General features: G+C 60.3%; 24 protein-coding genes. 12 read left to right on the forward strand and 12 right to left on the reverse strand.

The annotated features are described in order from the left end of the window. Window positions 1-13 precede the first annotated feature (13 nt). The 3 genes from AC1ENN_RS03360 (at window position 14) to AC1ENN_RS03370 (ending at window position 3,190) form a co-directional block, all read left to right on the forward strand. Window positions 14-1,179, forward strand: a protein-coding gene (locus AC1ENN_RS03360; protein ID WP_480406926.1) for an IS3 family transposase whose coding sequence is annotated in 2 segments (ribosomal slippage) — window positions 14-287 and window positions 287-1,179 — 1,167 coding nt in all. Because the reading frame shifts where the segments join, the coding sequence is not laid out codon by codon here. Window positions 1,180-1,230: 51 nt separating this feature from the next. Beyond that, the gene (locus AC1ENN_RS03365; protein WP_480406670.1) at window positions 1,231-2,700 is read left to right on the forward strand and encodes an RHS repeat-associated core domain-containing protein; all 1,470 of its coding nucleotides are present in this window, start codon (window positions 1,231-1,233) and stop codon (window positions 2,698-2,700) included. A gap of 346 nt (window positions 2,701-3,046) precedes the next feature. Then, entirely contained in the window at window positions 3,047-3,190 is a 144-nt protein-coding gene (locus AC1ENN_RS03370; protein ID WP_480406671.1) for a hypothetical protein, read from the forward strand. A gap of 39 nt (window positions 3,191-3,229) precedes the next feature. On the opposite strand, the gene AC1ENN_RS03375 is transcribed toward AC1ENN_RS03370, so the two are convergent. Next, window positions 3,230-3,499, reverse strand: a complete 270-nt coding sequence (locus AC1ENN_RS03375) for a hypothetical protein (protein WP_480406672.1) — start codon at window positions 3,497-3,499, stop codon at window positions 3,230-3,232. Between the two features lie 148 nt (window positions 3,500-3,647). Here AC1ENN_RS03375 and AC1ENN_RS03380 point away from each other — a divergent pair, with 148 nt between their 5' ends. Next, window positions 3,648-5,105: an RHS repeat-associated core domain-containing protein gene (locus tag AC1ENN_RS03380; protein WP_480406673.1), complete on the forward strand. Its 1,458-nt coding sequence runs from the start codon at window positions 3,648-3,650 to the stop codon at window positions 5,103-5,105. 3 nt (window positions 5,106-5,108) lie between these two features. Further along, window positions 5,109-5,441, forward strand: a complete 333-nt coding sequence (locus AC1ENN_RS03385) for a DUF6984 family protein (RefSeq protein WP_480406674.1) — start codon at window positions 5,109-5,111, stop codon at window positions 5,439-5,441. 117 nt (window positions 5,442-5,558) lie between these two features. Here AC1ENN_RS03385 and AC1ENN_RS03390 read toward each other — a convergent pair whose 3' ends face one another. Further along, complete coding sequence (locus AC1ENN_RS03390; RefSeq protein WP_480406675.1) at window positions 5,559-6,089, reverse strand: MBL fold metallo-hydrolase; 531 nt, start codon at window positions 6,087-6,089, stop codon at window positions 5,559-5,561. A 25-nt stretch (window positions 6,090-6,114) separates the two neighbouring features. Here AC1ENN_RS03390 and AC1ENN_RS03395 point away from each other — a divergent pair, with 25 nt between their 5' ends. Then, window positions 6,115-7,578 carry an RHS repeat-associated core domain-containing protein gene (locus tag AC1ENN_RS03395; RefSeq protein ID WP_480406676.1) on the forward strand — a complete coding sequence of 488 codons (1,464 nt, stop codon included), beginning with the start codon at window positions 6,115-6,117 and terminating at the stop codon, window positions 7,576-7,578. A 152-nt stretch (window positions 7,579-7,730) separates the two neighbouring features. Beyond that, window positions 7,731-8,096 (forward strand): hypothetical protein, encoded by a 366-nt coding sequence (locus AC1ENN_RS03400; RefSeq protein WP_480406677.1) that lies wholly within the window; start codon window positions 7,731-7,733, stop codon window positions 8,094-8,096. A gap of 226 nt (window positions 8,097-8,322) precedes the next feature. Here AC1ENN_RS03400 and AC1ENN_RS03405 read toward each other — a convergent pair. Further along, window positions 8,323-9,488 (reverse strand): IS3 family transposase gene (locus AC1ENN_RS03405; protein ID WP_480406926.1). Its coding sequence is split into 2 segments (ribosomal slippage): window positions 8,323-9,215 and window positions 9,215-9,488, totalling 1,167 coding nucleotides; the frame shifts between segments, so codons are not numbered across the junction. A gap of 737 nt (window positions 9,489-10,225) precedes the next feature. On the opposite strand from AC1ENN_RS03405, the gene AC1ENN_RS03410 reads away from it, so the two are divergent. Next, a complete protein-coding gene (locus AC1ENN_RS03410; RefSeq protein WP_449648778.1) occupies window positions 10,226-10,525 on the forward strand; it encodes a helix-turn-helix domain-containing protein in 300 nt (99 codons plus the stop codon). Next, window positions 10,522-11,913: a type II toxin-antitoxin system HipA family toxin gene (locus tag AC1ENN_RS03415; protein ID WP_480406678.1), complete on the forward strand. Its 1,392-nt coding sequence runs from the start codon at window positions 10,522-10,524 to the stop codon at window positions 11,911-11,913. The genes AC1ENN_RS03410 and AC1ENN_RS03415 overlap by 4 nt, the downstream gene beginning before the upstream one ends. A 101-nt stretch (window positions 11,914-12,014) precedes the next feature. Here the strand turns inward: AC1ENN_RS03415 and AC1ENN_RS03420 are convergent, their stop codons facing one another. Next, on the reverse strand, window positions 12,015-12,785 hold the full coding sequence (locus tag AC1ENN_RS03420) for an MBL fold metallo-hydrolase (RefSeq protein WP_480406679.1): 771 nt from the start codon (window positions 12,783-12,785) through the stop codon (window positions 12,015-12,017). Window positions 12,786-12,796: 11 nt separating this feature from the next. On the opposite strand from AC1ENN_RS03420, the gene AC1ENN_RS03425 reads away from it, so the two are divergent. Continuing rightward, entirely contained in the window at window positions 12,797-14,725 is a 1,929-nt protein-coding gene (locus AC1ENN_RS03425; RefSeq protein WP_480406680.1) for a thioredoxin domain-containing protein, read from the forward strand. On the opposite strand, the gene AC1ENN_RS03430 is transcribed toward AC1ENN_RS03425, so the two are convergent. Genes AC1ENN_RS03430 through AC1ENN_RS03440 form a run of 3 tightly spaced genes read right to left on the reverse strand, consistent with a single transcriptional unit; the run spans window position 14,722 to window position 15,840 of the window. Next, window positions 14,722-14,979 carry a type II toxin-antitoxin system RelE family toxin gene (locus AC1ENN_RS03430; protein WP_480406681.1) on the reverse strand — a complete coding sequence of 86 codons (258 nt, stop codon included), beginning with the start codon at window positions 14,977-14,979 and terminating at the stop codon, window positions 14,722-14,724. The two genes, AC1ENN_RS03425 and AC1ENN_RS03430, sit on opposite strands and share 4 nt — an antisense overlap. Further along, window positions 14,979-15,224, reverse strand: coding sequence for a type II toxin-antitoxin system Phd/YefM family antitoxin (locus AC1ENN_RS03435; protein WP_480406682.1), 246 nt, complete (start codon window positions 15,222-15,224; stop codon window positions 14,979-14,981). Before AC1ENN_RS03435 ends, AC1ENN_RS03430 begins: the two co-directional genes overlap by 1 nt. 16 nt (window positions 15,225-15,240) lie before the next feature. Beyond that, complete coding sequence (locus AC1ENN_RS03440) at window positions 15,241-15,840, reverse strand: TetR/AcrR family transcriptional regulator (RefSeq protein WP_480406683.1); 600 nt, start codon at window positions 15,838-15,840, stop codon at window positions 15,241-15,243. An 85-nt stretch (window positions 15,841-15,925) separates the two neighbouring features. Between AC1ENN_RS03440 and AC1ENN_RS03445 the strand changes: the two genes are divergently transcribed. Further along, window positions 15,926-16,723 (forward strand): SDR family oxidoreductase, encoded by a 798-nt coding sequence (locus tag AC1ENN_RS03445; RefSeq protein ID WP_480406684.1) that lies wholly within the window; start codon window positions 15,926-15,928, stop codon window positions 16,721-16,723. Here AC1ENN_RS03445 and AC1ENN_RS03450 read toward each other — a convergent pair. From AC1ENN_RS03450 to AC1ENN_RS03470, 5 genes are all read right to left on the reverse strand, one after another. Beyond that, window positions 16,720-17,064, reverse strand: a complete 345-nt coding sequence (locus AC1ENN_RS03450; RefSeq protein ID WP_449648770.1) for an HNH endonuclease — start codon at window positions 17,062-17,064, stop codon at window positions 16,720-16,722. The two genes, AC1ENN_RS03445 and AC1ENN_RS03450, sit on opposite strands and share 4 nt — an antisense overlap. 68 nt (window positions 17,065-17,132) lie before the next feature. Continuing rightward, window positions 17,133-17,705 carry a CoA-binding protein gene (locus AC1ENN_RS03455; protein ID WP_449648769.1) on the reverse strand — a complete coding sequence of 191 codons (573 nt, stop codon included), beginning with the start codon at window positions 17,703-17,705 and terminating at the stop codon, window positions 17,133-17,135. A 2-nt stretch (window positions 17,706-17,707) separates the two neighbouring features. After that, window positions 17,708-19,012: an O-acetylhomoserine aminocarboxypropyltransferase/cysteine synthase family protein gene (locus tag AC1ENN_RS03460; protein WP_480406685.1), complete on the reverse strand. Its 1,305-nt coding sequence runs from the start codon at window positions 19,010-19,012 to the stop codon at window positions 17,708-17,710. Between the two features lie 102 nt (window positions 19,013-19,114). Continuing rightward, entirely contained in the window at window positions 19,115-20,797 is a 1,683-nt protein-coding gene (locus AC1ENN_RS03465) for a dolichyl-phosphate-mannose--protein mannosyltransferase (protein WP_480406686.1), read from the reverse strand. Between the two features lie 73 nt (window positions 20,798-20,870). Next, on the reverse strand, window positions 20,871-21,440 hold the full coding sequence (locus AC1ENN_RS03470) for a TetR/AcrR family transcriptional regulator (RefSeq protein WP_480406687.1): 570 nt from the start codon (window positions 21,438-21,440) through the stop codon (window positions 20,871-20,873). 139 nt (window positions 21,441-21,579) lie between these two features. Between AC1ENN_RS03470 and AC1ENN_RS03475 the strand changes: the two genes are divergently transcribed. Further along, window positions 21,580-24,126: an MMPL family transporter gene (locus AC1ENN_RS03475; RefSeq protein ID WP_480406688.1), complete on the forward strand. Its 2,547-nt coding sequence runs from the start codon at window positions 21,580-21,582 to the stop codon at window positions 24,124-24,126. Window positions 24,127-24,136: the final 10 nt, after the last annotated feature.

Raw genomic sequence — 24,136 nt, forward strand, 5'->3', positions numbered from 1 at the left:
AAGGATGTTGACCATGCCAAGAGCTTTTCCGAGAGAGTTCCGGGACGATGTTGTGGCGATTGCGAGGCGCCGTGAGGTGTCGTTTGAGCGGATCGCGAAAGACTTCGGGATCTCTGCAACAACTGTTCAAAACTGGGTGTCGAAAGCTGAGGTCGAGGACGGTGTGAAACCTGGTGTGACTGCGGCCGAGCATGCGGAGAATCGTGAGCTGAAGAAACGCGTTCGGCTGCTTGAGCAGGAGAACGAGGTTCTGCGTCGTGCGGCGGCGTATCTGTCTCAGGGGTCGCTCCCAAAATGATCTACCCGCTCGTCCGCGAGCTGGCCGCGACCGGTGCCCCGATCAGGGTGCCGGTCGCGGTGACGTGCCGGGTGTTGAAGATCGCCAAGCAACCCTTCTATCGGTGGCTGAAGGACCCGGTCTCGACCCGGGATTGGGATGATGCGCAGCTGACCAACGCGGCGATCGATATCCACCGCGATGACCCGGTCTTCGGGTATCGGTTCGTCGCCGACGAGCTCGAAGACCTCGGGTTCGTCGCGTCGGAGCGGCGGGTGTGGCGGCTGTGTTCCCAGCAGCGACTGTGGTCGGCGTTCGCAAAGAAAAAGGGCTCCAAGAACCGCAAACAGGGTCCGCCCGTGCATGATGATCTCGTGCAACGCCAGTTCACCGCGGCCCGACCCAATGAACTCTGGTTAACGGACATCACAGAGCATTGGACGAGCGAAGGCAAGCTTTATCTGTGCGCGATTAAGGACGTGTTCTCCAACCGGATCGTGGGCTACTCGATCGATGACAATATGACCGCGCAGCTGGCCGTGAACGCGCTGCAGATGGCAATCCAGCGTCGCAGACCGACCGGGACGACATTACATTCGGACCGAGGAAGTCAATTTCGATCCAGGCGTTTCGTCCACGCCCTCAGCTCCGCCGGGCTCACCGGATCGATGGGCAGGGTTGGTGCCGCCGGCGACAACGCGGCCATGGAATCGTTCTTCGCCCTGCTGCAAAAGAACGTCCTCGACCAACACCGGTGGACCACCCGCCAGCAGCTGCGCCTCGCAATCGTGAGCTGGATCGAGGGCACCTACCACCGTCGTCGACGCCAGCGTGTCCTGGGCCGTTTGACGCCCATCGAATTCGAGACCATCATGAACACTTCGACCGCAATCGCGGCCTAAGAAAACGAGTAACCAAAACCCTCAGCAGTCCCCTTTGATGCTGCTGGTCGTTTGACTGAGGCGGTCATCCCGAGACATGTGCTGTCGTATGGTTTTGGCGACACTACGTGTGGTGCGGGTGCGAGTGATCTTGCGGGTCGTAATGGTAATCGAACGTCGTTCTTGGATGTCAAGGATGCCGGCACCCCGATCACAACGGACTACTGCTACGACGGGTCTGACCGGTTGTTGTCGACGGCGGTGGCGGGTGCTCCGGCCGGGGCGAACACTCTGCTGTCAACAAATCTGGGTGCGGCAACTCTGACGTATGACGCGCATGGCAACACGACGAGGTTGGCTGACCAACAGTTGTTCTACGACGGCGCTGATCGGCATATGAAGACGGTGTTGGATGACGGCACCGAGGTCGTATATGTGCGGGATGCGACGGGGCGGATTGTGCAGCGCAGCTCCACAGCGCCGGGCGAATCAGCGGAGGTCATTCGTTACACGTTTACTGCGGGTGGCATGTTTGGTGTGTTGGATGGTGCTGGTGCGTTGATTGAGGAGACGCTGCCGTTGCCGGGCGGGGTGAGTGTGTCACTCCCTGTGGCCGCGGATGCGAAGTGGTCGTACCCGAACCTGCATGGTGATTCGATAATCCTCACCGACCATGTTGGTGCTCGGGTTGGTGTGCGGGCGGCGTTTGATCCGTTCGGGCAACCCATCGATCCGGTCACCGGAGATATCGGCACAGAGGTAGCGGATGACGCGGTCACGGACACCTCCCCTGGCGACGCGGATTACGCCTTCGTGGGGCAGCATCGGAAGTTGTATGAGCATCAGGGGTCGATCGCGACGATCGAGATGGGTGCCAGGCAGTATGTTGCCGGGCTGGGCAGGTTTTTGGAGGTGGACCCTGTTGAGGGTGGGGTGACGAATGCTTATGACTATCCGGCTGACCCGATCAACCAGTTTGATCTAACTGGGGAATACACTGCTGACTCCGTCGATCGCGTTTCGCGGAGCACCGGGAAATCGGCAGCAACTCTCTGGAAAGGAAACAAGCCAGTGCTACGAAACCTTGGTGCCTCCTCTCGACCAGTGACAATCCAAGAAATGAGCCGTACGACATGGAGGCCGTATGTAAAGCCGAAACCTTTCCAGCACTCTGGTGCTTATGTGGGGGTGATCTGTGGCGATGCAACGTGCTCACCGTCGCCTGGCGGCGGCTCAATATCGCTCAGCGGCTGTTTGCTTATCTGTGGCACTGGCGGCGTCATTGTCGATCAAGACGGTGCTTTTCATGGGGTCCTCGGCGCAGGAGTCGGGCCCAAAGGGGGCGCGAGTTTGCGGCTAGGGGGCACGATAGGGGAAATTGCGCCGGGGATGAGCGTGACCGCGGGCTGCTCGGGCGCAGTGGGACCGGTTGGTGCTTTCGGCGAAGTCGGTCTTGGTGGTGGTGGAATAAGCAGTCTCAGTGGCGGCGTCTCAGCAGGAGCGGAGGGTGGATGCTCGCTAATGGGTCAATACACTTGGTGAAACTTGAAGACGGAGATCAACGTGAATGAAACCGGAATGCTCGTTTTTGGGATCGCGATGGTAGGCGGAGGCGCTTTTGTGCTCCTGATCAGGAAAGCGATGGGCCGGTACGCTTCAGATTTTTGGACGCAACGAAGCTCCTCCCGACGGCACCGCTCGGAGGAGTATTGGATAAATGCGTCGACTGCTCAGGGCTTCGTTATTGTCTTCATAGGACTAATCCTCGTGGCAACATCATTTCTCTTCAGTTAGGTATTCCGTGATATCGGATTTGGTCATCTTTGGAATAGTTCTCGTGCTCATGGGATCTGGTCAGTTTTTGTTTCGTCACAAGTGGGCGGCTTCAATGGTGGAGATAATCCGCGCCTCCAAGGTGAAGCGCCTAAGTCGCCTATCTGAGGAAGTCATTCTCAGAATCGGGGTCGTCCTTATGGCGATTTTCGTGGCTCTTGGGGTAGTGCTCATCGTCGTCGGCTTGACCGAACGCTAGCCCCATGTCCCGCGCGATGACAGCGGGGTTAAGGTGCGGTTAGGAGCAGGCAGGGGCGTGTCCAATGCCCACCGCAACCCCGGGCGGCGTCTCTACGAGCAACCCGGTCCCCGCGAACGCCGCCTCGAGGTCGGCACGGGTTTCGGTGAAGTGTTCCCAGCCTTCGGTGTGAAGGCCGACCACGTGGGTGGCGCCCAAGATGCGGGCGGCTTCTGCGGCATCCGCAGATGTCAAAGTGAGGGGACCGTTGACTGCGGAGATGCGAGCTGCGACTGCAACGCAGCTTTTGGAGTCGGTGGCGTATGCCAATGGCAGTAGCCTGGGCAGTATCACCCGTAATGAGGCTGGTGCGGGTACTGGTTTCAGTTGGAGTTTTCCGGATTCAACGGTGGTGTCGGATTCTGTGGTGCGGTCGCAGTCGGGCCGGATTATTCAGAACACTCTGTCGGATTCGTGGGTGGCTGATCCGCGAACGGAAACCTCTACTTACACGTTCGATGCTGCTGGTCGTTTAACTGAGGCGGTCATCCCGAGACATGTGCTCTCGTATGGTTTTGGCGACACTACGTGTGGTGCGGGTGCGAGTGATCTTGCGGGTCGTAATGGTAATCGAACGTCGTTCTTGGATGTCAAGGATGCCGGCACCCCGATCACGACTGATTATTGTTATGACGGGTCTGACCGGTTGTTGTCGACGGCGGTGGCAGGCGCTCCGGCAGGGGCAAACACCCTGCTCTCAACAAACCTGGGTGAGGCAACGCTGACGTATGACGCGCATGGCAACACGACCAGGTTGGCTGATCAGCAACTGTTCTATGACGGTGCTGATCAACATATGAAGACGGTGTTGGATGACGGCACCGTAATCGAATACGTGCGGGATGCGACGGGGCGGATTGTTCAGCGCAGCTCCACAGCACCGGGCGAGGATGCGGAGGTGATCCGTTACACGCTCAGCGCTGGTGGCATGTTCGGTGTGTTGGACGGTGCCGGTGCTCTGCTTGAGGAGACTCTGTCGCTGCCGGGTGGGGTGAGCGTGTCTCTGCCGGTAGTGGGGGATGCGAAGTGGTCGTACCCGAACCTGCATGGTGATTCGATAATCCTCACCGACCATGTTGGTGCTCGGGTTGGTGTGCGGGCGGCGTTTGATCCGTTCGGGCAACCCATCGACCCGATCACTGGTGATATTGGCACAGAGGTAGCGGATGACGCGGTCACTGACACCTCCCCTGGCGACGCGGATTACGCGTTCGTAGGTGCGCACCGGAAGTTGTATGAGCATCAGGGGTCGATCGCGACAATCGAGATGAGTGCTAGGCAGTATGTTGCCGGTCTAGGCAGGTTCCTGGAGGTTGACCCTGTGGAGGGTGGGGTGACGAATGCTTATGATTACCCGGCTGACCCGATCAACAAACTCGATTTGAGTGGGAAGTGTTCGTGGGACCCCGAATGTGGGACGGTAAGTTGGGAGCCTCCAGCGCAATCTCAGGCAGATATTGAATTACAGGCAGCGGTAGATCGCCTAACGTATGCATCGTTCAACGATTCGAGTAAACCGCTGTGGCTTCGAGATGCCGCGCGGTGGCAATACGAACATCAAGATGCGATGAAGGCGTCGGTTGCGCTGATTGCTGCTGGAGCAGTCGGTCTGCCCACGCGGGCACCCGCAATACAGTTCGGGGGGAACCCGAACGCGACGCATCACACATTTCGTCACACGGACAAGGTTGGCCTTAGCAGGGTAGCGGTATCGAAAGTTGTACGTGCGGACCTGAGGCCGATTGCTCGAGGCCTTACTGGTCAACGCTCGGGTGGAGTCACTGTGTCTGGGGTAGCCCTGACCTATAGTGCCTTTAGGGTATCAAGCCGAGTCATAAATGTCGGACGCATCACTGTAAATAGAAGGGCGGTTTGACCGTTGGAACCAACTTATCGTCCCCCCACCTCTGGTGAATTGCGACTGATTAGAGCCCTATTGGAGAGAGCGCCCAAAATTTTAGCGTTGAACGCCACGTTTCCAGACATTTCCGTCTTGGAAATGGACGACGGTGGCATGGGCAGTTTGACAATACGTGGCCGCGCAGTAGAAGAGCGGGTTGAGAGGCAAGTAGCGGAGGTGACCTTCTTTGACTCTGATGGAATGTGGGTTTCCGCGACGCTGAACGTCGATCAATTCGATGACTTGTTCGAACTTGACGTTTTCAAGGGTGACTTTTCTCCGCTGATCGAGATCCCCCAAACGTTCAATTGAACCGAGGCTCTCGCCGCCGCTCGTTAGACGCTCGCTCGTCGAGCAAATCAGATGGTTTGTGGTGTCCCACCATTTATGCTTAGCGACGAAAGTAGAGCTCAGAGACCGGCCAAGCGTCTAGTCCCAATCTCCACCGCAACCCCGGGCGGCTTTGAGGTCGGCGCGGGTTTCGGTGAAGTGTTCCCACCCTTCGGTGTGGAGGCCGATGACGTGGGTGGCGCCCACAATGCGGGCGGCTTCTGCGGCATCCGCTGATGTCAAAGTGAGAGGGCCGTTGACCGCCGAGATGCGGGCAGCACCCGCGAACAGCACCGCGATGCTGATGTCGGGGAAGCGGTCGGCGATTTGCTGCACGCGCGGCAGGGAAGCGTTGTCGCCGCTGACGTAGATAGTTGGTTCGCCCTCGGCCTGCAGCACGAACCCGGTGACCGGGCCGACGCGGGCTTCCGCGCCAGGAGGGCCATGCAGGGCAGGTACGGCGGATTTATCGGCGACGCAGCTCCTAGAGTCGGTGGCGTATGCCAATGGCAGCAACCTGGGCAACATCACGCGCAACGAGGCTGGTGCGGGTACTGGTTTCAGTTGGAGTTTTCCGGATGCCACGGTGGTGTCTGATTCGGTGGTGCGGTCGCAGTCGGGCCGGATCATTCAGAACACTCTGTCGGATTCGTGGGTGGCTGATCCGCGAACGGAAACCTCGACTTACACCTTCGACGCGGCAGGCCGTTTAACTGAGGCGGTCATCCCGAGACATGTGCTCACCTATGGTTTCGGTGACACTACGTGTGGTGCGGGTGCGAGTGATCTTGCCGGTCGTAACGGTAACCGCACGTCGTTCTCGGATGTGAAGGATGCCGGCACCCCGATCACAACTGGCTACTGTTATGACGCATCCGACCGGTTGGTATCGACGGCGGTAGCGGGTGCTCCGGCAGGGGCGAACACTCTGCTCTCCACAAATCTGAGTGCGGCAAGTCTGACGTATGACGCGCATGGCAACACGACCCGGTTGGCTGATCAGCAACTGTTCTATGACGGCGCTGATCGGCACCTGAAGACGGTGTTGGATGACGGCACCGTGATCGAATATGTGCGGGATGCGACGGGGCGGATCGTTCTGCGAACCTCCACCGCACCAGGTCAACCAGCCGAGATCATCCGTTACACGTTTACCGCGGGCGGCATGTTCGGTGTGCTGGATGGTGCCGGTGCGTTGATCGAGGAGACTCTGTCATTGCCGGGTGGGGTGAATGTGTCGCTGCCTGTGGCCGCGGATGCGAAGTGGTCGTACCCGAACCTGCATGGGGACTCGATCATCCTCACCGACCACCTCGGTATCCGGATCGGTGTGCGGGCGGCGTTTGATCCGTTCGGGCAACCCATCGACCCGGTCACCGGAGATATCGGCACAGAGGTCGCGGATGACGCGGTCACTGACACGTCGCCGGGGGATGCGGATTACGCCTTCGTTGGGCAGCACCGGAAGTTGTATGAGCATCAGGGTTCGATCGCGACGATCGAGATGGGTGCCAGGCAGTATGTTGCCGGGCTTGGCAGGTTCCTGGAAGTGGATCCTGTTGAGGGTGGGGTTACTAATGCTTATGACTATCCGGCTGACCCGATCAACCAACTAGATCTTTCGGGCAAGGCCGCTGGCGACTACAGCTACGACTATGAGGATGAAATCGGCCCAGTTTCCGTCTTTGGCACTCCTGAAAAAGCAATGGCAGTGTTTCAAGCAAATCCATCTAGCATTTTTCCATTCCCAGTGACGGGGTGCGCGTCACTTACGAACGGTTCTTCGTGTCATCTAGAGGCTCTATTCGGTGTTCCAGGCGTAAACGGGGGAGGAGATGTTGTTGTCGCTGCGGGTAGGTCAACTACTGTATTCACTGTCACCTCGAAGGAGTATTTCGTCGGCCCCGGCTCCAAGGTCGGCTTCCAATTTGTTCAACGTAAGGCGACTCTCTATCTTCGACACTTTTCAACTGCAGTTGCGGTGAGACCTACAGGGCGATTCGGGCATACGGTGGGAGCCGATAGGCTGCAGTGGAAAAATATGGCTGCGAACTACCGTCGTTTTGTTCACCCAAATATTTGGGTTCCCGGGCGAGGCTCTAAGTGGATCGCGCGATGAGGGCAGGGAGAGCGGGAATGAGAAAGGTCGTTAGAAATTTATTGATCAACTCTCCGCGCTGGCAGGGATTCGTCTTCTTCGGGTCTGCAGCCGGCTTCGTTCTGTCGGGATTGTTCATAATTGTTTGGACGCTACCAAGTTTATTTAGGAGCGTGGCTGCCAACCCGGTGACAGCAACAGGGGCTATTACATTCTTTCTTGTTGCACTGGCGGTGGGGCAATTTCTCGGGATTCTCTGGGGGCTTAGCGCCTCGACGGGTTCCATCGTCACTGGGCTCCTAGCTCGCAGGTTCGCTCGCACCCTCGGCTCTCGGGTTGTGGTCGTGGCGTGTGGAGCCGTCATTGGGGCGGTTGCCTTCGGGCTTCTTGTTGTTGCCCCATTCACTGGTTGGAACCCGATCGCTCTATGTGCGCCAGTCGCCACCCTTGTAGCGGGCGGGTTCGGAGCCTTAACAGCTCTACGGGAGCGTTCAGGTCCCAACCTTCAGACAGCGACCGAATCTCGTCGAAACGATTGAAGTTGTAGTTTCTACTCCCTCGTACTCGAGTGCGGAGCCGCTTCGGGCGTGCGGTCGCAGTCGGGCCGGATCATTCAGAACACACTGTCGGATTCGTGGGTGGCTGATCCGCGAACCGAAACCTCGACCTACACCTTCGATGCTGCAGGCCGTTTGACCCAGGCGGTCATCCCGAGGCATGTGCTGTCGTATGGGGGACTGCTGAGGGTTTTGGTTACTCGTTTTCTTAGGCCGCGATTGCGGTCGAAGTGTTCATGATGGTCTCGAATTCGATGGGCGTCAAACGGCCCAGGACACGCTGGCGTCGACGACGGTGGTAGGTGCCCTCGATCCAGCTCACGATTGCGAGGCGCAGCTGCTGGCGGGTGGTCCACCGGTGTTGGTCGAGGACGTTCTTTTGCAGCAGGGCGAAGAACGATTCCATGGCCGCGTTGTCGCCGGCGGCACCAACCCTGCCCATCGATCCGGTGAGCCCGGCGGAGCTGAGGGCGTGGACGAAACGCCTGGATCGAAATTGACTTCCTCGGTCCGAATGTAATGTCGTCCCGGTCGGTCTGCGACGCTGGATTGCCATCTGCAGCGCGTTCACGGCCAGCTGCGCGGTCATATTGTCATCGATCGAGTAGCCCACGATCCGGTTGGAGAACACGTCCTTAATCGCGCACAGATAAAGCTTGCCTTCGCTCGTCCAATGCTCTGTGATGTCCGTTAACCAGAGTTCATTGGGTCGGGCCGCGGTGAACTGGCGTTGCACGAGATCATCATGCACGGGCGGACCCTGTTTGCGGTTCTTGGAGCCCTTTTTCTTTGCGAACGCCGACCACAGTCGCTGCTGGGAACACAGCCGCCACACCCGCCGCTCCGACGCGACGAACCCGAGGTCTTCGAGCTCGTCGGCGACGAACCGATACCCGAAGACCGGGTCATCGCGGTGGATATCGATCGCCGCGTTGGTCAGCTGCGCATCATCCCAATCCCGGGTCGAGACCGGGTCCTTCAGCCACCGATAGAAGGGTTGCTTGGCGATCTTCAACACCCGGCACGTCACCGCGACCGGCACCCTGATCGGGGCACCGGTCGCGGCCAGCTCGCGGACGAGCGGGTAGATCATTTTGGGAGCGACCCCTGAGACAGATACGCCGCCGCACGACGCAGAACCTCGTTCTCCTGCTCAAGCAGCCGAACGCGTTTCTTCAGCTCACGATTCTCCGCATGCTCGGCCGCAGTCACACCAGGTTTCACACCGTCCTCGACCTCAGCTTTCGACACCCAGTTTTGAACAGTTGTTGCAGAGATCCCGAAGTCTTTCGCGATCCGCTCAAACGACACCTCACGGCGCCTCGCAATCGCCACAACATCGTCCCGGAACTCTCTCGGAAAAGCTCTTGGCATGGTCAACATCCTTCCAGCAGTGACCGAAATCACCACACGTTAGGAGTCACCTCAACCCTCAGCAGTCCCTTGCCATTGGTCGACGATCGAACAGGCTACGTGCTGCGAGGGGCCTCGAAAACGAATCGTGGCGACCATCCGTGAGACGGCAAGCCAAAAGTTGACACAATTTCCGGGATGGAGCTGGACTTCGAGACTGTGGGCGGGCGCCTTCGTTATGGTGTGAAGGTGGCGGTGCGGGATGTTCTGTAGGAGTGGGATGGTCATGGACGGACTAACGCTAGCTGCTGGGGCTCCCATGCCGGCAACTAATGCCCAAGGGTTTCTCTTTCTTGGCGTGATACTTCTGGTTGCCGCCACATACACTTGGATCCAGCGAGAAACTTACGCGCGCAAAAGTCGCGAGCGTTTCGAGAAATTGGGTTGGACTTGGTTCGCGCGCCGGATGCCCGACCGTAGGTGGCACCGGATATCAGTTGTCTTCGCGGTGGTCGGGGGCGCGTTGGGGATGCTGTCTCTCCTGGCCGGCGTTGTGTTTGTCTTCTTGAGCATCTAGCAAGGGCTATCGCGATGCGCTAAGGAGGCCGCCGTTGTTCGACCGGCGGAAGCCCTACCCCCACAGCAACTCCGGGCAGCGTCCGCGAACAGCACAGCAAATGCTGGTGCCGGGCTTTTGATAGCTATAGCCATCAAAACTTGTTATATTGGCATCTATAGCTATCAAAAAAGGGGGCGCCATGGTGCAGCGAGACTCATCCCAGCACAAGCGACTACTGAGGGACTTCGGCGCCAACCTCCAGCGGTGGCGCAAGGTGAACGGTCTGACCGCGGTACAGGTTGCCGAGCGCGCATTTATCACCCGCGAAACACTTCGAAATATAGAGAACGGTACCGGCACCGCGCGCATGGACTCGATGTTTGCCGTGCTCGCCGTATTGGGCGTCGAAGGCATCATCGTGGACGCGGCGGACCCCTACAACAACAATGCCGGGCGAAGCCGAATTGACGACATTCTCCGCGGCGGCGGCAGCATATGAAACCCTCGGACATCATCGAAGTCGCAATCGGAGGCGGAGCCTCGCCCACAACGGTCGGCATCCTCCGCCCGTCCTTCCAAGGTGGCCGATCTCTCGCCAGCTCCTCGTTCGAATACACCTCAGAATATCTAGGATCAGGCAACGCCGCCCCGCTGTCACCCGACCTCCCGCTGATAACAGGACGCATCTTCACTCCCGCGAATAAGACGCTCTTTGGTGTCTTCTCCGACGCCTCCCCAGATGAATGGGGCCAGAAGGTGATCGAAGCCAACAGGGTCATCCTTCGGAAGAGGAACCCCGAACTCCCGAGAGTACTGGGCGAGTTCGACTACCTGATGGGCGTATCCGACGCGACCAGAATGGGAGATATCCGGCTTCGATTCGCGGACGGCCCGTGGCAGGCTCCCGACCATGGGATCGCAAACATCCACAACTTGAACAAAATTGTCGAGGTTGCCGCGCGATACGACAACAACGAGGCAACCGACGAAGACATCGCCTATTTGAATGACATCGCCACGAGCCCCGGCGGTGCCCGTCCCAAAGCGAACGTAGTGACGAAGAAGGGGCGCTTAGCTATCGCGAAGCTCCCGCACTCAAAAGATCGCAACCTCGATGTCGAAGCGTGGGAGGCTGTCGCCTTGACAATCGCGAGCTCCGTAGACATCCACACCCCGCAATTCCAACTCGTTCAGACGCCTAACGGAAAGTCGGTGCTGGTCGTTGAACGATTTGACCGCACCGAGCCACGCTCCCGAAGAGGATACATTTCGGGCGCAACAGCGCTCGGAATCGGTGCTAATGACACGAGCACCCGCACCTATGAGGATTTTGCCGATGCGATCGGCAGCCTGTCGACAGACCCAAGCGCTGACCTGCGCGAAATGTTTTCCCGCGTAGCGCTGACCGTGCTCATCAACAATGTCGACGACCATTGGCGCAACCACGGGTTCCTGCGTGACGGCGGTGGCTGGCGGTTGGCTCCCGCATTCGACATCAACCCCAGCCCACACCGCGGCTCCATCAACTCCCGAGCCATCAATGCTGACGACGATCCGCGGGAGCGAGATATCAGGAACCTGATCAGCAGTTCCGCAACATACGGACTCTCGTCGGCGGAGGCAGCGGAATCAGTTTTTCGGATCGCGACCGCAGTCGAGAAATGGCGCGATGTAGCCGCAACCTATGGGTTGCCCGCATCCCAGACCGATCTGATTAGTCAGGCCTTCGACCAGAAACAGCTCGAGAGGGCGAAGTCGATTCGAGCAGCATTCTCGCCAACGACGATTCCGATGGCTGCCCGCAACGCCGGGGCGATTGTGGTGAAAGCCCACACCCGAAACGGGGCCGCTGTGGCAGAGCATTGGCGTAAGCCTCGAGAAGACTGAATGTGACTCCGCCGTCGCCTCAGAGCCTGACCAGCCCTCACTAGCGGCCAGCACGACGGGCTGACTCGCGCTGCCGACAGCGACCAACGGGCGGTCGATTACTAGATGCGAGAGTTGGCAGAAGTAATATCAACCGCAACCCCTGGCGGCGTCTCCACGAGCAACCCCGTTCCCGCGAACGCGGCTTCGAGGTCGGAACGGGTTTCGGTGAAGTGTTCCCACCCTTCGGTGTGGAGGCCGACCACATGGGTGGCGCCCAAGATGCGGGCGGCTTGTGCGGCATCCGCTGACGTCAAGGTGAGAGGACCGCTGATCGCAGAGATGCGGGCAGCGCCCGCGAACAGCACGGCGATGCTGATGTCAGGGAAACGGTCGGCGATCTGCTGCACGAGCGGCAGGGAAGCGTTGTCACCGCTGACGTAGATGGTCGGCTCGTCCTCGGCCTGCAGCACAAAACCGGTGACCGGGCCAACGAGAGCTTCAGCACCGGGAGGGCCGTGCAGTGCGGGCACCGCGGTGACGGTGACGGCACCTACTCCGACGGTTTCCCACGAGTCGAGACCAACAACGCCGCCGCCGAAGAGGTCAGAGCCCGCCTTCATGGTGCTGATCGTCAGCACACCGGTGGCGAGAAGTTCGAGTCCCTCGTAGTCGAGGTTGTCTTGGTGTTCGTGATGCGACAGCAACACCAGATCGACAGTGCCAACATCCGCTCGGCTCAGCGCCGGACCCGCCGTCTTCGTGAGCGGCACACCGCCCTCGTCGGGGTAAAGCTGTGGGGCATCGAATGTGGGATCAGTCACAATGCGCAATCCGGCATATTCGAGCAAAGCGGTGGGGCCGCCAATGTAGGTCACGGTCAACTTCGACATACTCTGAGACTATGCCCAATCGTCTGGAAACTGCTGCGAGCCCATACCTGAGATCACACGCCACAAATCCGGTGGACTGGTGGGAATGGTCTGCCGAAGCTTTTGCCGAAGCGAAACGCCGCGATGTGCCCGTGTTGGTCTCCATCGGCTACTCCACGTGTCACTGGTGTCACGTGATGGCCCGCGAATCTTTCAGTGACCCCGTGCTGGCCGCCTACCTCAACGAGAACTTCGTGGCGATCAAAGTCGACCGCGAAGAACACGCCGAAGTGGACTCCACCTATCTAGCGGCGGCGTCCGCCTTCACGCCCAACCTGGGCTGGCCCCTCAACGTGTTCGTCACACCCGCGGGGCGAGCCTTCTTTGCCGGCACGTACTGGCCGCCGACCGCTGTGGGGCAGCATCCGGCATTCCGGCAAGTGCTCGAATCAGTGACGGATGCGTGGACGGCGCGGCGTGAGCAAGTGGAGACGAGCGGAGCCGCGATTGCTCAGGCGCTCGCGCAGAGCCGCGGTGTGGAGAGTGAACTCGTCACCGACTTTGCTGACGTGATCGATGCGCTCGCTGCCGCCGAAGACCTCGAACACGGCGGATTTGGTGACGCCCCCAAATTTCCGGTTACGCCGGTGCTGCGGTTCCTTCTCGATCGCGGCGCCCGCTCCGCGGAACACTCGCCCGAGGCGGCCGGCCTCGCTGACCGCACGCTGAAGGCGATGGCGGCATCCGCCCTGCGCGACCCGGTTGATGGCGGCTTCTTCCGCTACTCCACCCAGGCTGACTGGACCGACCCACACTACGAACGCATGCTCTACGACAACGCCCAACTGCTCGCCGCGTATGCGCTCGCCGACTCTGCTGAGATCGCGACGGGCGTCGCCGAGTTCTTGCGTGACAAACTGCTGCTGCCCTCGGGAGCGTTTGCGTCGGGCCTCGACTCCGAAAGCACCGTCGACGGCAAGCGCGTCGAAGGCTTCTACTATTCGCTGGATGCCGCGAGCCGCGCCCGCGTCGAAGCCCCGCCCCGCGATGACAAGATCCTCACCGGCTGGAACGGTCTCGCCATCGAAGGACTTGCCCTCGCCGGCGCTCGCCACGGCAACCCCGAGTGGATCGCGCTGGCCCGCGGTGCCGCCGACTTCTTGCTCACGGAGCACGTGGGTATTGCGGGTGCTGTTGCTGGTGCCGACGACGGCTCGGGTGCTGGCGCGACTGCGGGTGCCGGCATTGCAGGGAAGCGGCTCGTGCGCACCTCGATCGACGGCATCCTCTCCGAGGCGGCAGCAACCCTCGAAGACAGCGGGATGCTCGCTCAAGGTCTGCTCGAACTCTCGATCGCTACCGGCGAGGTTCGCTACGCGATTGCCGCCCGCGACCTTATCGACGGAGCGCTCGCAGCCGGAGCCGCAGGTTCGGGAAGCTCACCCTTCGGCCTCCCCGGTGGCAGCGACTCCGTGCTCGCCGCGCAGGGTCTCTCGACCGAAGCCGACATCAGCGACGGAGCCCACCCCAGCGGCCTCAGCGCCATGGCCGCCGCCGCTCACACCCTCTTTGCCCTCACCGGCGATGCCCAGTACCGGGATGCCGCTGAGGCTTCCATGAAGCTGGTCGGCCAACTCGCAGCCCAGCAACCCATCTCGTTCGGAACCGCCCTCACCCTCATGTCGGAGCTCGGTGCACCCTTGCGCCAGCTCGTCGTCGTGACCGGGGATGAGGCGGGCGACGAGCTCACGATTCTGGCCCGCACGCTGCACCGCGCTGGAGGCATTGGTGTCGCGGTCTCGCAGACTCAGGCGGACGCTTTTGCGGCATCCGGTTTCGAGCTGTTTGCTGCACGCACCGCCACTGACGGCGCACCGACGGCCTACCTGTGCGAAGAGTTTGTGTGCCGCCTGCCGCTCACGGATGCGCCCGCGTTGGAGGCGCTGCTGAGCGCGAACTAGCGTTTGTAGACGTCGCGCCGATGCCCGAGGGTGACGACAACGACGAGCAGCACGTCATCCTGAATTGTGTAGACGATGCGATAGTCGCCGATGCGCACGCGAAAACCCGGCCGCCCGTGAAGCGCCTTGGCGCCCGGAGGCCGTGGGTCCTGGCCCAGGAGGGCGATTGCGCCACGGATTCGGTCGCGATGCTGATGGTCAGCTCGCTTAAGGGCGCGCGCCGCGGCGGGCGTGACCTCGATGCGGTAGGCCACTACCAGCCCAGATCGGCCTTGACCTGCTCCCAGGGAATGTTCGGCCCCTCATCGGCCATTGCTTCGTCAAAGGCGGCAACGTCCTCAGCATCTTCTAGCGCATCCATCATGCGCTCATACTGCTCCGGACTCACGACAACGGCAGCACGCTGCCCGCGGCGCTCGATAAAAACAGCTTCGTGCTCTGACGTGGCGATGACCTCGGAGAAGTTCTTGCGGGCGTCAGCGATGCTGGTGGTCGACATGCATCAATTGTACGTTTCAACTGCCAAAATGTACATTGCGAGTCGCGGTCGATGCGATAGCAGCGACTATCTGGAGAAGCTTTTCGGCGCTGAACTCTTGGGGGCGACGCACAACATCGATCGCGGCTCCCTGGATGAGAGCGATGAGTGTCGATCGGAACGCTTCGGGGGCAAGGCCGTGCTCGTGAGCGAATCGGTTTGTGATCGGCTCCATGGTGTCGGCGTAGCGGCTCAGGCCGGTGTTGAGTTCGTCACGAAACTCCGTGCTCTGACGGAAGAAGTAGAACTGAAAAAGAAGATCGACGTCGTCGCGTTGAGTGTGCAGACCTTCCAGTTCAGTGGCCACCATCTGAAACAGGGCGACGTCTGCTGGCAATTCGCTGCCGAAACCATTTTCGGGGCCGTCGAGAGTTGTGGAGAGCAGTCGCGCAAGCAGAGCGTGCAGGAGTCCGTCTTTGGATTCAAAGTAGAAGTAGATGAGGCCGTTCGAGAGGTCGGCTTCAGCGGCAACCGTGCGAGCCGAGACAGTTTCTAGCCCGCTACGGATCGCCACGGTTTTTGCGGCGGCGAGAATGTCGTCGCGCCGCTCGATCTCTGGTTTCTTTACTCCGACCACGCTTCAAGCTTAGCTATTGCAATCTATTGACCAAACGGTCAATATTGGTATTGCGGGTCCGCAGTGGTGCTGAAGGAGAAGAAGAGTGACTCATCCTCTGAAGAATGAAACCGTTTTGATCACCGGCGGCGGAAGCGGCATCGGGCGACTTCTGGCCCTCGGCGCTGCGGAACGCGGAGCCAGGGTCGTGGTGTGGGATCTGTCGGCGGCCGCGGCCGAGAGCGTGTGTCAGGAGATCATTGGCGCGGGTCATCACGCCAAGGCCTTCACCGTCGATGTGTCTGACCGGGCCGCGGTCAAGGCCTCCGCGAAGAAAACGGGCCCGGTGGATGTTGTGATCAACAACGCTGGAGTCGTCACAGGCAAGAACCTTCTTGATGCGTCCGACGACGCGATTGAGCGCACGATTCGGGTGAACACGCTTGCTCTGTTCTGGGTCACTCGCGCGGTCCTCGGGAACATGATCGCCAACCGTCACGGCACCGTCGTCACCATCTCCAGTGCCGCCGGACTTGTCGGAGTAGCTAAGCAAACCGACTATTCCGCGAGTAAATTCGGGGCTCTCGGATTCGCCGAATCACTTCGGGTGGAACTATCGAAAGCAAACACCGGAGTTAACTCGCTGGTCGTGTGCCCGTACTTCGTCAGCACCGGAATGTTTGAGGGTGTGCAAACCAAATACCCTCTGCTGTTGCCTATCCTGACTCCCGAATATGTAGTTCAGAAAACGCTGACAGCGATCGAGAAGGGCCGACACCAGTTGATCATGCCCCGGTTCGTAAATCTTTTATCGCCAGCCCGGGTGCTTCCGGTCCGCTGGTTCGACAAACTCATGAATCAGCTTGGTGTGAACAACACCATGGACCATTTCGTCGGGCGCTAGCTGAGCCCCAATGCGGTGCGCACGTGCACGTATTGCGTGAGGAAGGCGCGTTCGTCGAGGCGTTTGCGGCGCATCCACGACGTCACTTCGCTGTTGCTTTTGCTGGCGTTGCACGAACCGCAGGCGGGAACGACGTTGCCGACGGTGTAGCTGCCGCCGCGGGAGATCGGCTGCACGCAGTCTTTCTGGAGTGCAGAGTCGGTGGCGGTGCAATAGGCGCAGCCGCCCCATTCGCGCTTGAGTTCTTCCCACTGCTCGGCGGTGAGATCGTTGTCGGCGGCATCAACCCGACGTTTGCGGCGTCGTGCGGCGCGAGCGCTTCGAGTCTGAGCCACAGCCATACCGCTAAGTTAGTGCACTGCTGGTGCGCTGCGGCAGCGACTGGCGTGGGCCGGGCAATGATCCCTCGCTAACGCCCAGCGCGACGCGACGAGATAACCCCGGTGTCGAAGCCCATCAGATTGAGTCCACCATTGAAGCGCGCGTGCTCGACCTTGAGGCAACGGTCCATGACCACGGTGAGCCCCTGCGACTCACCATAAACAGCGGCTTCTTCGTTCCAGATGCCCAGTTGCACCCACACAGTCTTTGCGCCGATTGCGAGCGCATCTTCGATGACGCTGGGGATGTCGCTGGCTTTGCGAAAGACATCCACAATGTCGGGCACTTCGGGCAGCGACGCCAGATCGGGATACGCCTTCTCGCCGAGGATCGTGTCGGCGTTAGGGTTCACAAAGTACACGCGGTAATCCGTCGACTGCAACAGGTAGGTGCCCACGAAGTAGCTCGACCGCGCGGGGTTCGGTGAGGCTCCGACTATCGCGATCGACTTAGCCGCGCGAAGAATGGCGGCACGCTTTTTGGCATCCGGGCCCACCCAGGTTCGCTGCGACTTGAGCAGTTTGGCGAGAGGCGAACTGGCGGGCAGGTCGCACGTGAGCCCGTTGCTGAGCTGGGTGGTCTGCAGTTCTTCGGTCGACATCCTTAGCCCTTCGTCGCTGCGGTCAGCGCCTGGTCGAGGTCAGCGATGATGTCTTCTGGGTCTTCGATTCCCACACTGATGCGAACCACACCGGGCAGTACGCCGGCATCGACCAGCTGCTGCTCGGTGAGCTGCGCGTGCGTTGTCGAAGCGGGATGAATCACGAGCGTCTTCGCGTCACCAATGTTGGCGAGATGGCTGGCCAGCTCGACGCTCTCGATGAACGTCTGGCCGACAGCGCGGCCACCCTTCACCTCAAAGGAGAAGACCGAACCGGCACCCTTGGGCAAATACTTCTGGGCCCGTTCGAAGTGTGGATGCCCCGGAAGTCCAGCCCAGTACACCTTCTCGATACGCGAGTCGGCCTCGAGCCACTCCGCGACGATGCGTGCGTTGTCGACGTGGGCTTGCATCCGGAAGGGAAGAGTCTCAACGCCAGTCGCGAGCAACCACGCCGAGTGCGGTGACAGGGCCGGTCCGATGTCGCGAAGCTGCTCAGCGCGCAAGCGAGTGAGGAAGGCGTACTCGCCAAAGTTTCCGCTCCAGTTGAGGCCGCCATAGCTCGGCACGGTCTCATCGAAGAGCGGGAAGCGATCGGTGGCCCAGTCGAAACGTCCACTCTCGACGACAACACCACCGAGGGTCGTGCCAGCGCCTCCCAGAAACTTCGTCGCCGAATGCGTCACGATATCGGCACCCCACTCGATGGGCCGGTTCAGATACGGAGTCGCCACCGTCGAGTCGATAATCAGCGGCAGATTGTGGGCATGAGCAACCTCGGCCAAACCCTCAATGTCGGCAATCTCGCCGGACGGATTCGCAATGGTTTCCGCAAAGATCAGCTTCGTCTTGTCCGTAATCGACGCCGCATAGTCGGCAGGGTCGGCCGAGCGCACGAACGTCGTGTCGACGCCAAAACGGCGCAGTGTGACATCCAACTGAGTAATAGAGCCGCCATAAAGGTTGGCACTTGAGACAATGTGATCGCCGGCACCCGCCAGCGACGCGAAGGTGATGAACTGCGCGCTCAGCCCGCTGCCGGTCGCAACAGCGCCGAGTCCGCCCTCCAGAGACGCGACCCGTTCCTCGAAGCTCGCGACCGTCGGGTTAGCAAGCCGGGAATAGATGTTGCCGTACTTCTGTAGAGCAAAGCGGGCGGCGGCATCCGCGGTGTCATCAAAGACATACGCACTCGTCTGGTAGATCGGCAGAGCACGAGAGCCCGTTGTCGCATCGGGGATATTTCCCGCGTGAATTGCGCGCGTGCGAAAACCATAGTTGCGGTCGGAACCACCCTCATCAGCCATAGCCACAGGCTACCTAACCGGATGCCGTCAGCGGACTTTCGGCGTAACAGAACGCCACGAAACGACTCGGCTTCGACCTCGGAGGGCCGAACCCGCGCTCGACTACACCCAGGTCGGCAACCACCAGCGCAGCCGCAGCAGGTCATAGTCGATCGTCTGACCGGTCCAGAGTGGCCAGAAGAAGACACTGACCGCGATGGCGACAACCACAAACACGGCAACAACACCGAGGCCGCTTGTGCGTCGATAGCGGTCGTCATCGGGTCTGCCGAGGATCACCCCGAGTGCGGCCACGAGCGCCAAAATCAGGTACGGCTCGAACACGATTGTGTAGAACTGAAAAACGGTGCGGTTCAGATAGAGCAACCACGGCAGGTAGCCCGCGGCGACACCCATCAGAATGAAGCCGGTCTGCCACTGGCGGTAGCGAACCAGTCGGTACACAAGGTAGAAGACGGCCGCGGTTGCCGCCCACCAGATGATGGGGTTGGCGATTCCGGAGATTGAGGCACCGCAGGCATCCGCAAGGCACCCATCTTCGCCCCGCGCAATGCTTTCGTAAAACATGCTCGTCGGGCGGATGAGCAGCAACCACGTCAACGGGTTCGCTTGATAGGGGTGGGGTCGGCTCTCGCCGACGTGATAGCTGTACACGCTCGACTGAAAATGCCAGAGGCTTTGGAGGTCGAGGGGCACCCAGCTGAAAATGCCCGTCCACGCGTTTCCGTCGGTTTCGGCCCACGAACGGTCGTAGCCATTGTCGCTGAGGAACCAGCCGGTCCACGATGAGAGATACACGAGCAGAGCGACCGGCACGGTGAGCAGAAAGCTCACGGGAGCTTGCTTGAACAGGGTGCCGGAACCCCAGAAGCTGATGCCAGCGCGGCGGCGAGCCAGAGCATCCACCACCAGACTGTAGACAGCGAAAGCGGCCAAGAAGTAGAGGCCGTTCCACTTGACGGCGGCAGCGAGACCGAAGGCTACGGCGGCAAGCATGAGCCACGGTCGCCACCACAGGGCGGGGCCCCATTCTGTTGCTGCTCCACGTGCACCGCGACGGCTGATCCACAGCGCCAGCCGGGTTGCAGAGTGCTCGCGATCGAGCAGCATTGCGCCCACCCCGAGCAGCGCGAAGATCATCACAGAGTTGTCGAGTAGCGCGACGCGGCTCATCACAATCGCGTTGCCGTCGATCGCCATCAACAGTCCAGCGAGGGTCGCGAGCAGTGTGGAACCGAACAGTTTTTTGGCGATCAGCATGAGCACAATGACCGCAAGAATGCCCACGATGGCGGTTGCGATGCGCCACCCGAAAGGGTCTTCGCCTCCGCCCGGCAGCATGCCCAACCCGATCAACCATTTGCCGAGCGGCGGATGCACGACAAACGACGGGTCGTTCAAGAAGATGTTGACTTTGCCGCCATTGAACAAGGCATCGGCTTCGGCAGGCCACTGCGCCTCGTAGCCGAGGTTCACAAGAGTCCACGAATCCTTCACATAGAAGGTCTCATCAAAAACCAGCGACGACGGATGCCCGAGGCCCACCAATCGAGTGAACGCCGCGATTACCAGCACTATCGCCGGCCCAGCCCACCCGAGCCAGCGCTGGAGCACGGGATTTCTCGCCGCCCACCAGTCATCAAGGCGGGAACCTTCATCGTGGTAGCGGGCGGTGTTCGACGGTGAGTTCGGGAGGGGCGACGACGGGGTGCCATCGCTGTCAGCAGAGTTGTCGGGGGCACTCGACAGCAGTTCGTCGAAGTCGCGCGGGATTCTCTGGCTCACCCCGCAATGTTACTGAGCGTCGTGCCGTGCTGCTGCCGGGGCAGCCCGAGTGGGGACTGTATTCCGGGGCAGATCATTCGGGCGGCGTTGTCCAGCGCCCGCTGGGTGTGCCGAATGACTGCCAGATCCACGCGACGGCGGTTTCTGCGGGTGGGCGCGGATCCATCGCGAGCCAGGCTTCGATGATGCCGAACGTTGCGCCGGTGATGCTTGCGCTTTCAATCTCCAAGGCGAGGTCGTCTCGGTGCTCCGCGCTGTGGCTCAGGATTCCCTCGCGCACAATCATTTTCAGTCGAGTTCGCATTCGTGAGGCAACGAGCGCCGAGCCGCGCGGCCCGAGTGCGCTCGAATAGACCTCTGAGTTCGAGTCGATGTGAGAGAGGTAGTTGGTGAGGGCGGGCGGGGGTTCGTCGCTTTCGGGATCGAGGTCGGCCAGTTGCACGCCCGCTTCATCCGCTGCTGCTTCGATAGCGAAGGCAAGCAATGTCTCTTTATCGGGGTAGTGCTGGTAGAAACTGCTGCGGTTTACGCCAGCACGTTCGGCGATGTCTCCGACGGTCACTTCATCAAGAGGGCGCTCTTGAGTGAGGGCGAAGAGTGCCTCTTGCAGGCTTCGCCGGGTTCGTTCGACTCGAGCATCCATCCCTTGATTCTGACAGATGGTGGGCGCGAAGCCGTGAGTTTTCCGACAACTGTTGGAAAAACGGTAATTCTGCGAATACCATGGTCACTGGCCCAACGACGTGCTCGTTTTATATCCCCAACGAGAGGTCTCTTTCAGCATGGCTGAACTCCTTTACCGCCTTGGCCGATTCTCGGCCCGTCGCTTCTGGCTTGTCATCGTGAGCTGGCTCGCCGTATTGGGTTTGGCTGTGGGCGCTTTCGCTCTCTTCGGTGGCACCCTCACCTCATCGATGTCGATTCCGGGCACCGAGACAGACCGGGTCTCCGCAGAGCTCAGCGACCGAATCGGAGACGTGAGCGGTGCATCCGCGACAATCGTTTTCGCCTCCGAAAGTGGCGACGAGTTCACCGCCGAGCAGCGCGAGAAGATCACCGAAACTCTCGACGACCTCACCCCGCTCGACCACGTCAGCGGCGTTATTGATCCCTTCGAGACGGATGCTCAGCGCACCGAACAGGCGCAGGAACTCTCTGACGGCCGCGATCAGATTGTGGCAGGCAAGCAGCAGATCGTTGACGGTCAGACGCAACTGGATGCGGCGAAGCAAGAACTTCAAGCCGGTCAAGCGCAACTCGATGCTGCCATCGAACAGGCAAAAGCAGCCGGTGTCTACGACGCATCGGTAGCGGAGTTTGAGGCTCAGCAGGCCAAAATCGATGCCGGCATGGCACAGATCGACGAGCAGCAAGCCACGATCGACGACAACGCTGCGACCATCGAAGAGAACGAGCAGAAGCTTGAATATGGCGAGCGCCTCATGGAGGCGGCGGCCAACATCACCACCATCTCGGATGATGGGGCGACGGCCTTGGGCCTCGTCACCTTCGACGTCGACCTTTTCAATGTGTCGGGAGACCTCAAGAGCACGATCGCATCGCAGCTCGAGAATGCCGATATCCCGGGTGTTCAGGTCGACTACTCTTCGGCGATCGCTAACTCCACCGATGGCCTTCTCGGCGTCGGTGAAATCATCGGTGTGATCTTGGCCGGGCTCGTCTTGCTCATCCTTTTCCGCGCATTCCTGCCCGCCGTGCTCCCCATCGTGTCGTCGGTCATCGGTGTCGGCATTGGTGTCGCCGGAGCGTTGGCCTTCTCCGATGTTGTGCAGATGACATCCGTCACCCCGATTCTTGGAGTGATGCTTGGCCTCGCGGTCGGAATTGACTACACGCTCTTCATCGTGCAACGCCACCGCAGGCAACTCGCTGCCGGTATGGATCTTCACGAATCAATCGGTCTCGCCAACGGAACCTCCGGCAACGCCGTGTTGTTTGCCGGCTCTACAGTGCTCGTCGCTTTGCTGGCGCTGAACGTCAGTGGAATCCCGTTCCTGGGAGTGATGGGAACAGTCGGCGCCGTCTGCGTGCTGATCTCAGTTCTGATCGCGGTGAGCCTCACCCCAGCGCTGCTGTCTCTTCTCGGCAAGCGAGTGTTGTCGCGTCGATCACGCGCCAAGATTGGCCACGAGTATCAGCAGCAGAAGCCACCGCGCCCGATGCGAACCGGTCGCGCGGTAGCGACTCTCGTGCTGACGGTGATCGGTCTTCTCATCATTGCGATTCCCGCGATGTCGATGCGCTTGGGGTTGCCAGACGGTTCCTCCGAGCCCGCAGACTCGACCCAATATCGTTCCTACAAGCTCGTCGCTGAAGAGTTTGGAGCCGGTCAAAACGGTGCACTCTTGGTCACCGCGAGTCTGCAGGATGCGGTTTCTGAAGATGATGTTCTCAAAACTCAGGCCGACCTCGCTGATCAGTTGATGGCGTTCGATGACGTGGTCGCAGTGGCGCCCGTGGGTGTTTCTGACGAGAACGACTTTTTCGCTTTCCAAGTGATCCCCACAGATGGCCCTTCGAGCGTCTCGACTGAAGCGCTCGTGCACAACCTGCGCGATAGCTCACCGATCGATGGAGACATCGCTCTCGGTGTCGCGGGTACCGCCAGCGGAAATATCGATATCTCAGAGAAGCTGGCATCGGTATTGCCCCTGTATCTTGCGGTAGTTGTGGGGCTATCTCTGCTAATTCTGATTCTCGTGTTCCGCTCGATACTTGTTCCGATCATCGCCACCGCGGGATACGTCCTGTCGCTCTTGGCGGCCTTCGGTGCCATCGTCGCCGTCTACCAGTGGGGATGGTTGGGGGCGATCTTCGGCATCACCGACCCTGGTCCCGTGCTGAACTTTGCGCCGATCATCATCATGGGTGTGCTCTTTGGCCTCGCGATGGACTACCAGTTGTTCCTCGTGTCAGGCATGCGAGAGGCGTACGTTCATGGCGTTCCTGCCAAGGCCGCCGTCATGAGCGGACTCCGCAGCGGGCGGGCAGTGGTGACTGCTGCAGCGATCATCATGATTGCCGTCTTCGGTGGCTTCGTGTTCTCCCACCTCGCGATGGTGCGGCCCATTGGGTTCGGTCTCGCAATCGGCGTGCTCTTCGACGCTTTCGTTGTGCGCATGTTGCTGATCCCCTCGCTCATGCACCTGCTCGGTGCATCCGCGTGGTGGTTGCCGAAGTGGCTTGACCGCATCATCCCGAGCGTCGATGTTGAAGGTGCCGCGCTTGAGCGCAGCCACCCCATGCACGCGCCCGAGACGGATGACGCACCCGGCGCGACCGCGACGCCGACAGGCACCGCGCACTAAGTCAGCGCAG

This window comes from Rhodoglobus sp. G.S.23, assembly GCF_056675935.1.

Bases quoted from the DNA above. Each gene is read 5' to 3' on its own strand.
- AC1ENN_RS03370 (WP_480406671.1), top strand. From the start codon at position 3,047: ATGGTGGAGATAATCCGCGCCTCCAAGGTGAAGCGCCTAAGTCGCCTA.
- AC1ENN_RS03390 (WP_480406675.1), bottom strand. From the start codon at position 6,089: ATGATCCGGCCCGACTGCGACCGCACCACCGAATCAGACACCACCGTG.
- AC1ENN_RS03410 (WP_449648778.1), top strand. From the start codon at position 10,226: ATGGTGCAGCGAGACTCATCCCAGCACAAGCGACTACTGAGGGACTTC.
- AC1ENN_RS03415 (WP_480406678.1), top strand. From the start codon at position 10,522: ATGAAACCCTCGGACATCATCGAAGTCGCAATCGGAGGCGGAGCCTCG.
- AC1ENN_RS03420 (WP_480406679.1), bottom strand. From the start codon at position 12,785: ATGTCGAAGTTGACCGTGACCTACATTGGCGGCCCCACCGCTTTGCTC.
- AC1ENN_RS03425 (WP_480406680.1), top strand. From the start codon at position 12,797: ATGCCCAATCGTCTGGAAACTGCTGCGAGCCCATACCTGAGATCACAC.
- AC1ENN_RS03435 (WP_480406682.1), bottom strand. From the start codon at position 15,224: ATGTCGACCACCAGCATCGCTGACGCCCGCAAGAACTTCTCCGAGGTC.
- AC1ENN_RS03450 (WP_449648770.1), bottom strand. From the start codon at position 17,064: ATGGCTGTGGCTCAGACTCGAAGCGCTCGCGCCGCACGACGCCGCAAA.
- AC1ENN_RS03455 (WP_449648769.1), bottom strand. From the start codon at position 17,705: ATGTCGACCGAAGAACTGCAGACCACCCAGCTCAGCAACGGGCTCACG.
- AC1ENN_RS03460 (WP_480406685.1), bottom strand. From the start codon at position 19,012: ATGGCTGATGAGGGTGGTTCCGACCGCAACTATGGTTTTCGCACGCGC.
- AC1ENN_RS03470 (WP_480406687.1), bottom strand. From the start codon at position 21,440: ATGGATGCTCGAGTCGAACGAACCCGGCGAAGCCTGCAAGAGGCACTC.
- AC1ENN_RS03475 (WP_480406688.1), top strand. From the start codon at position 21,580: ATGGCTGAACTCCTTTACCGCCTTGGCCGATTCTCGGCCCGTCGCTTC.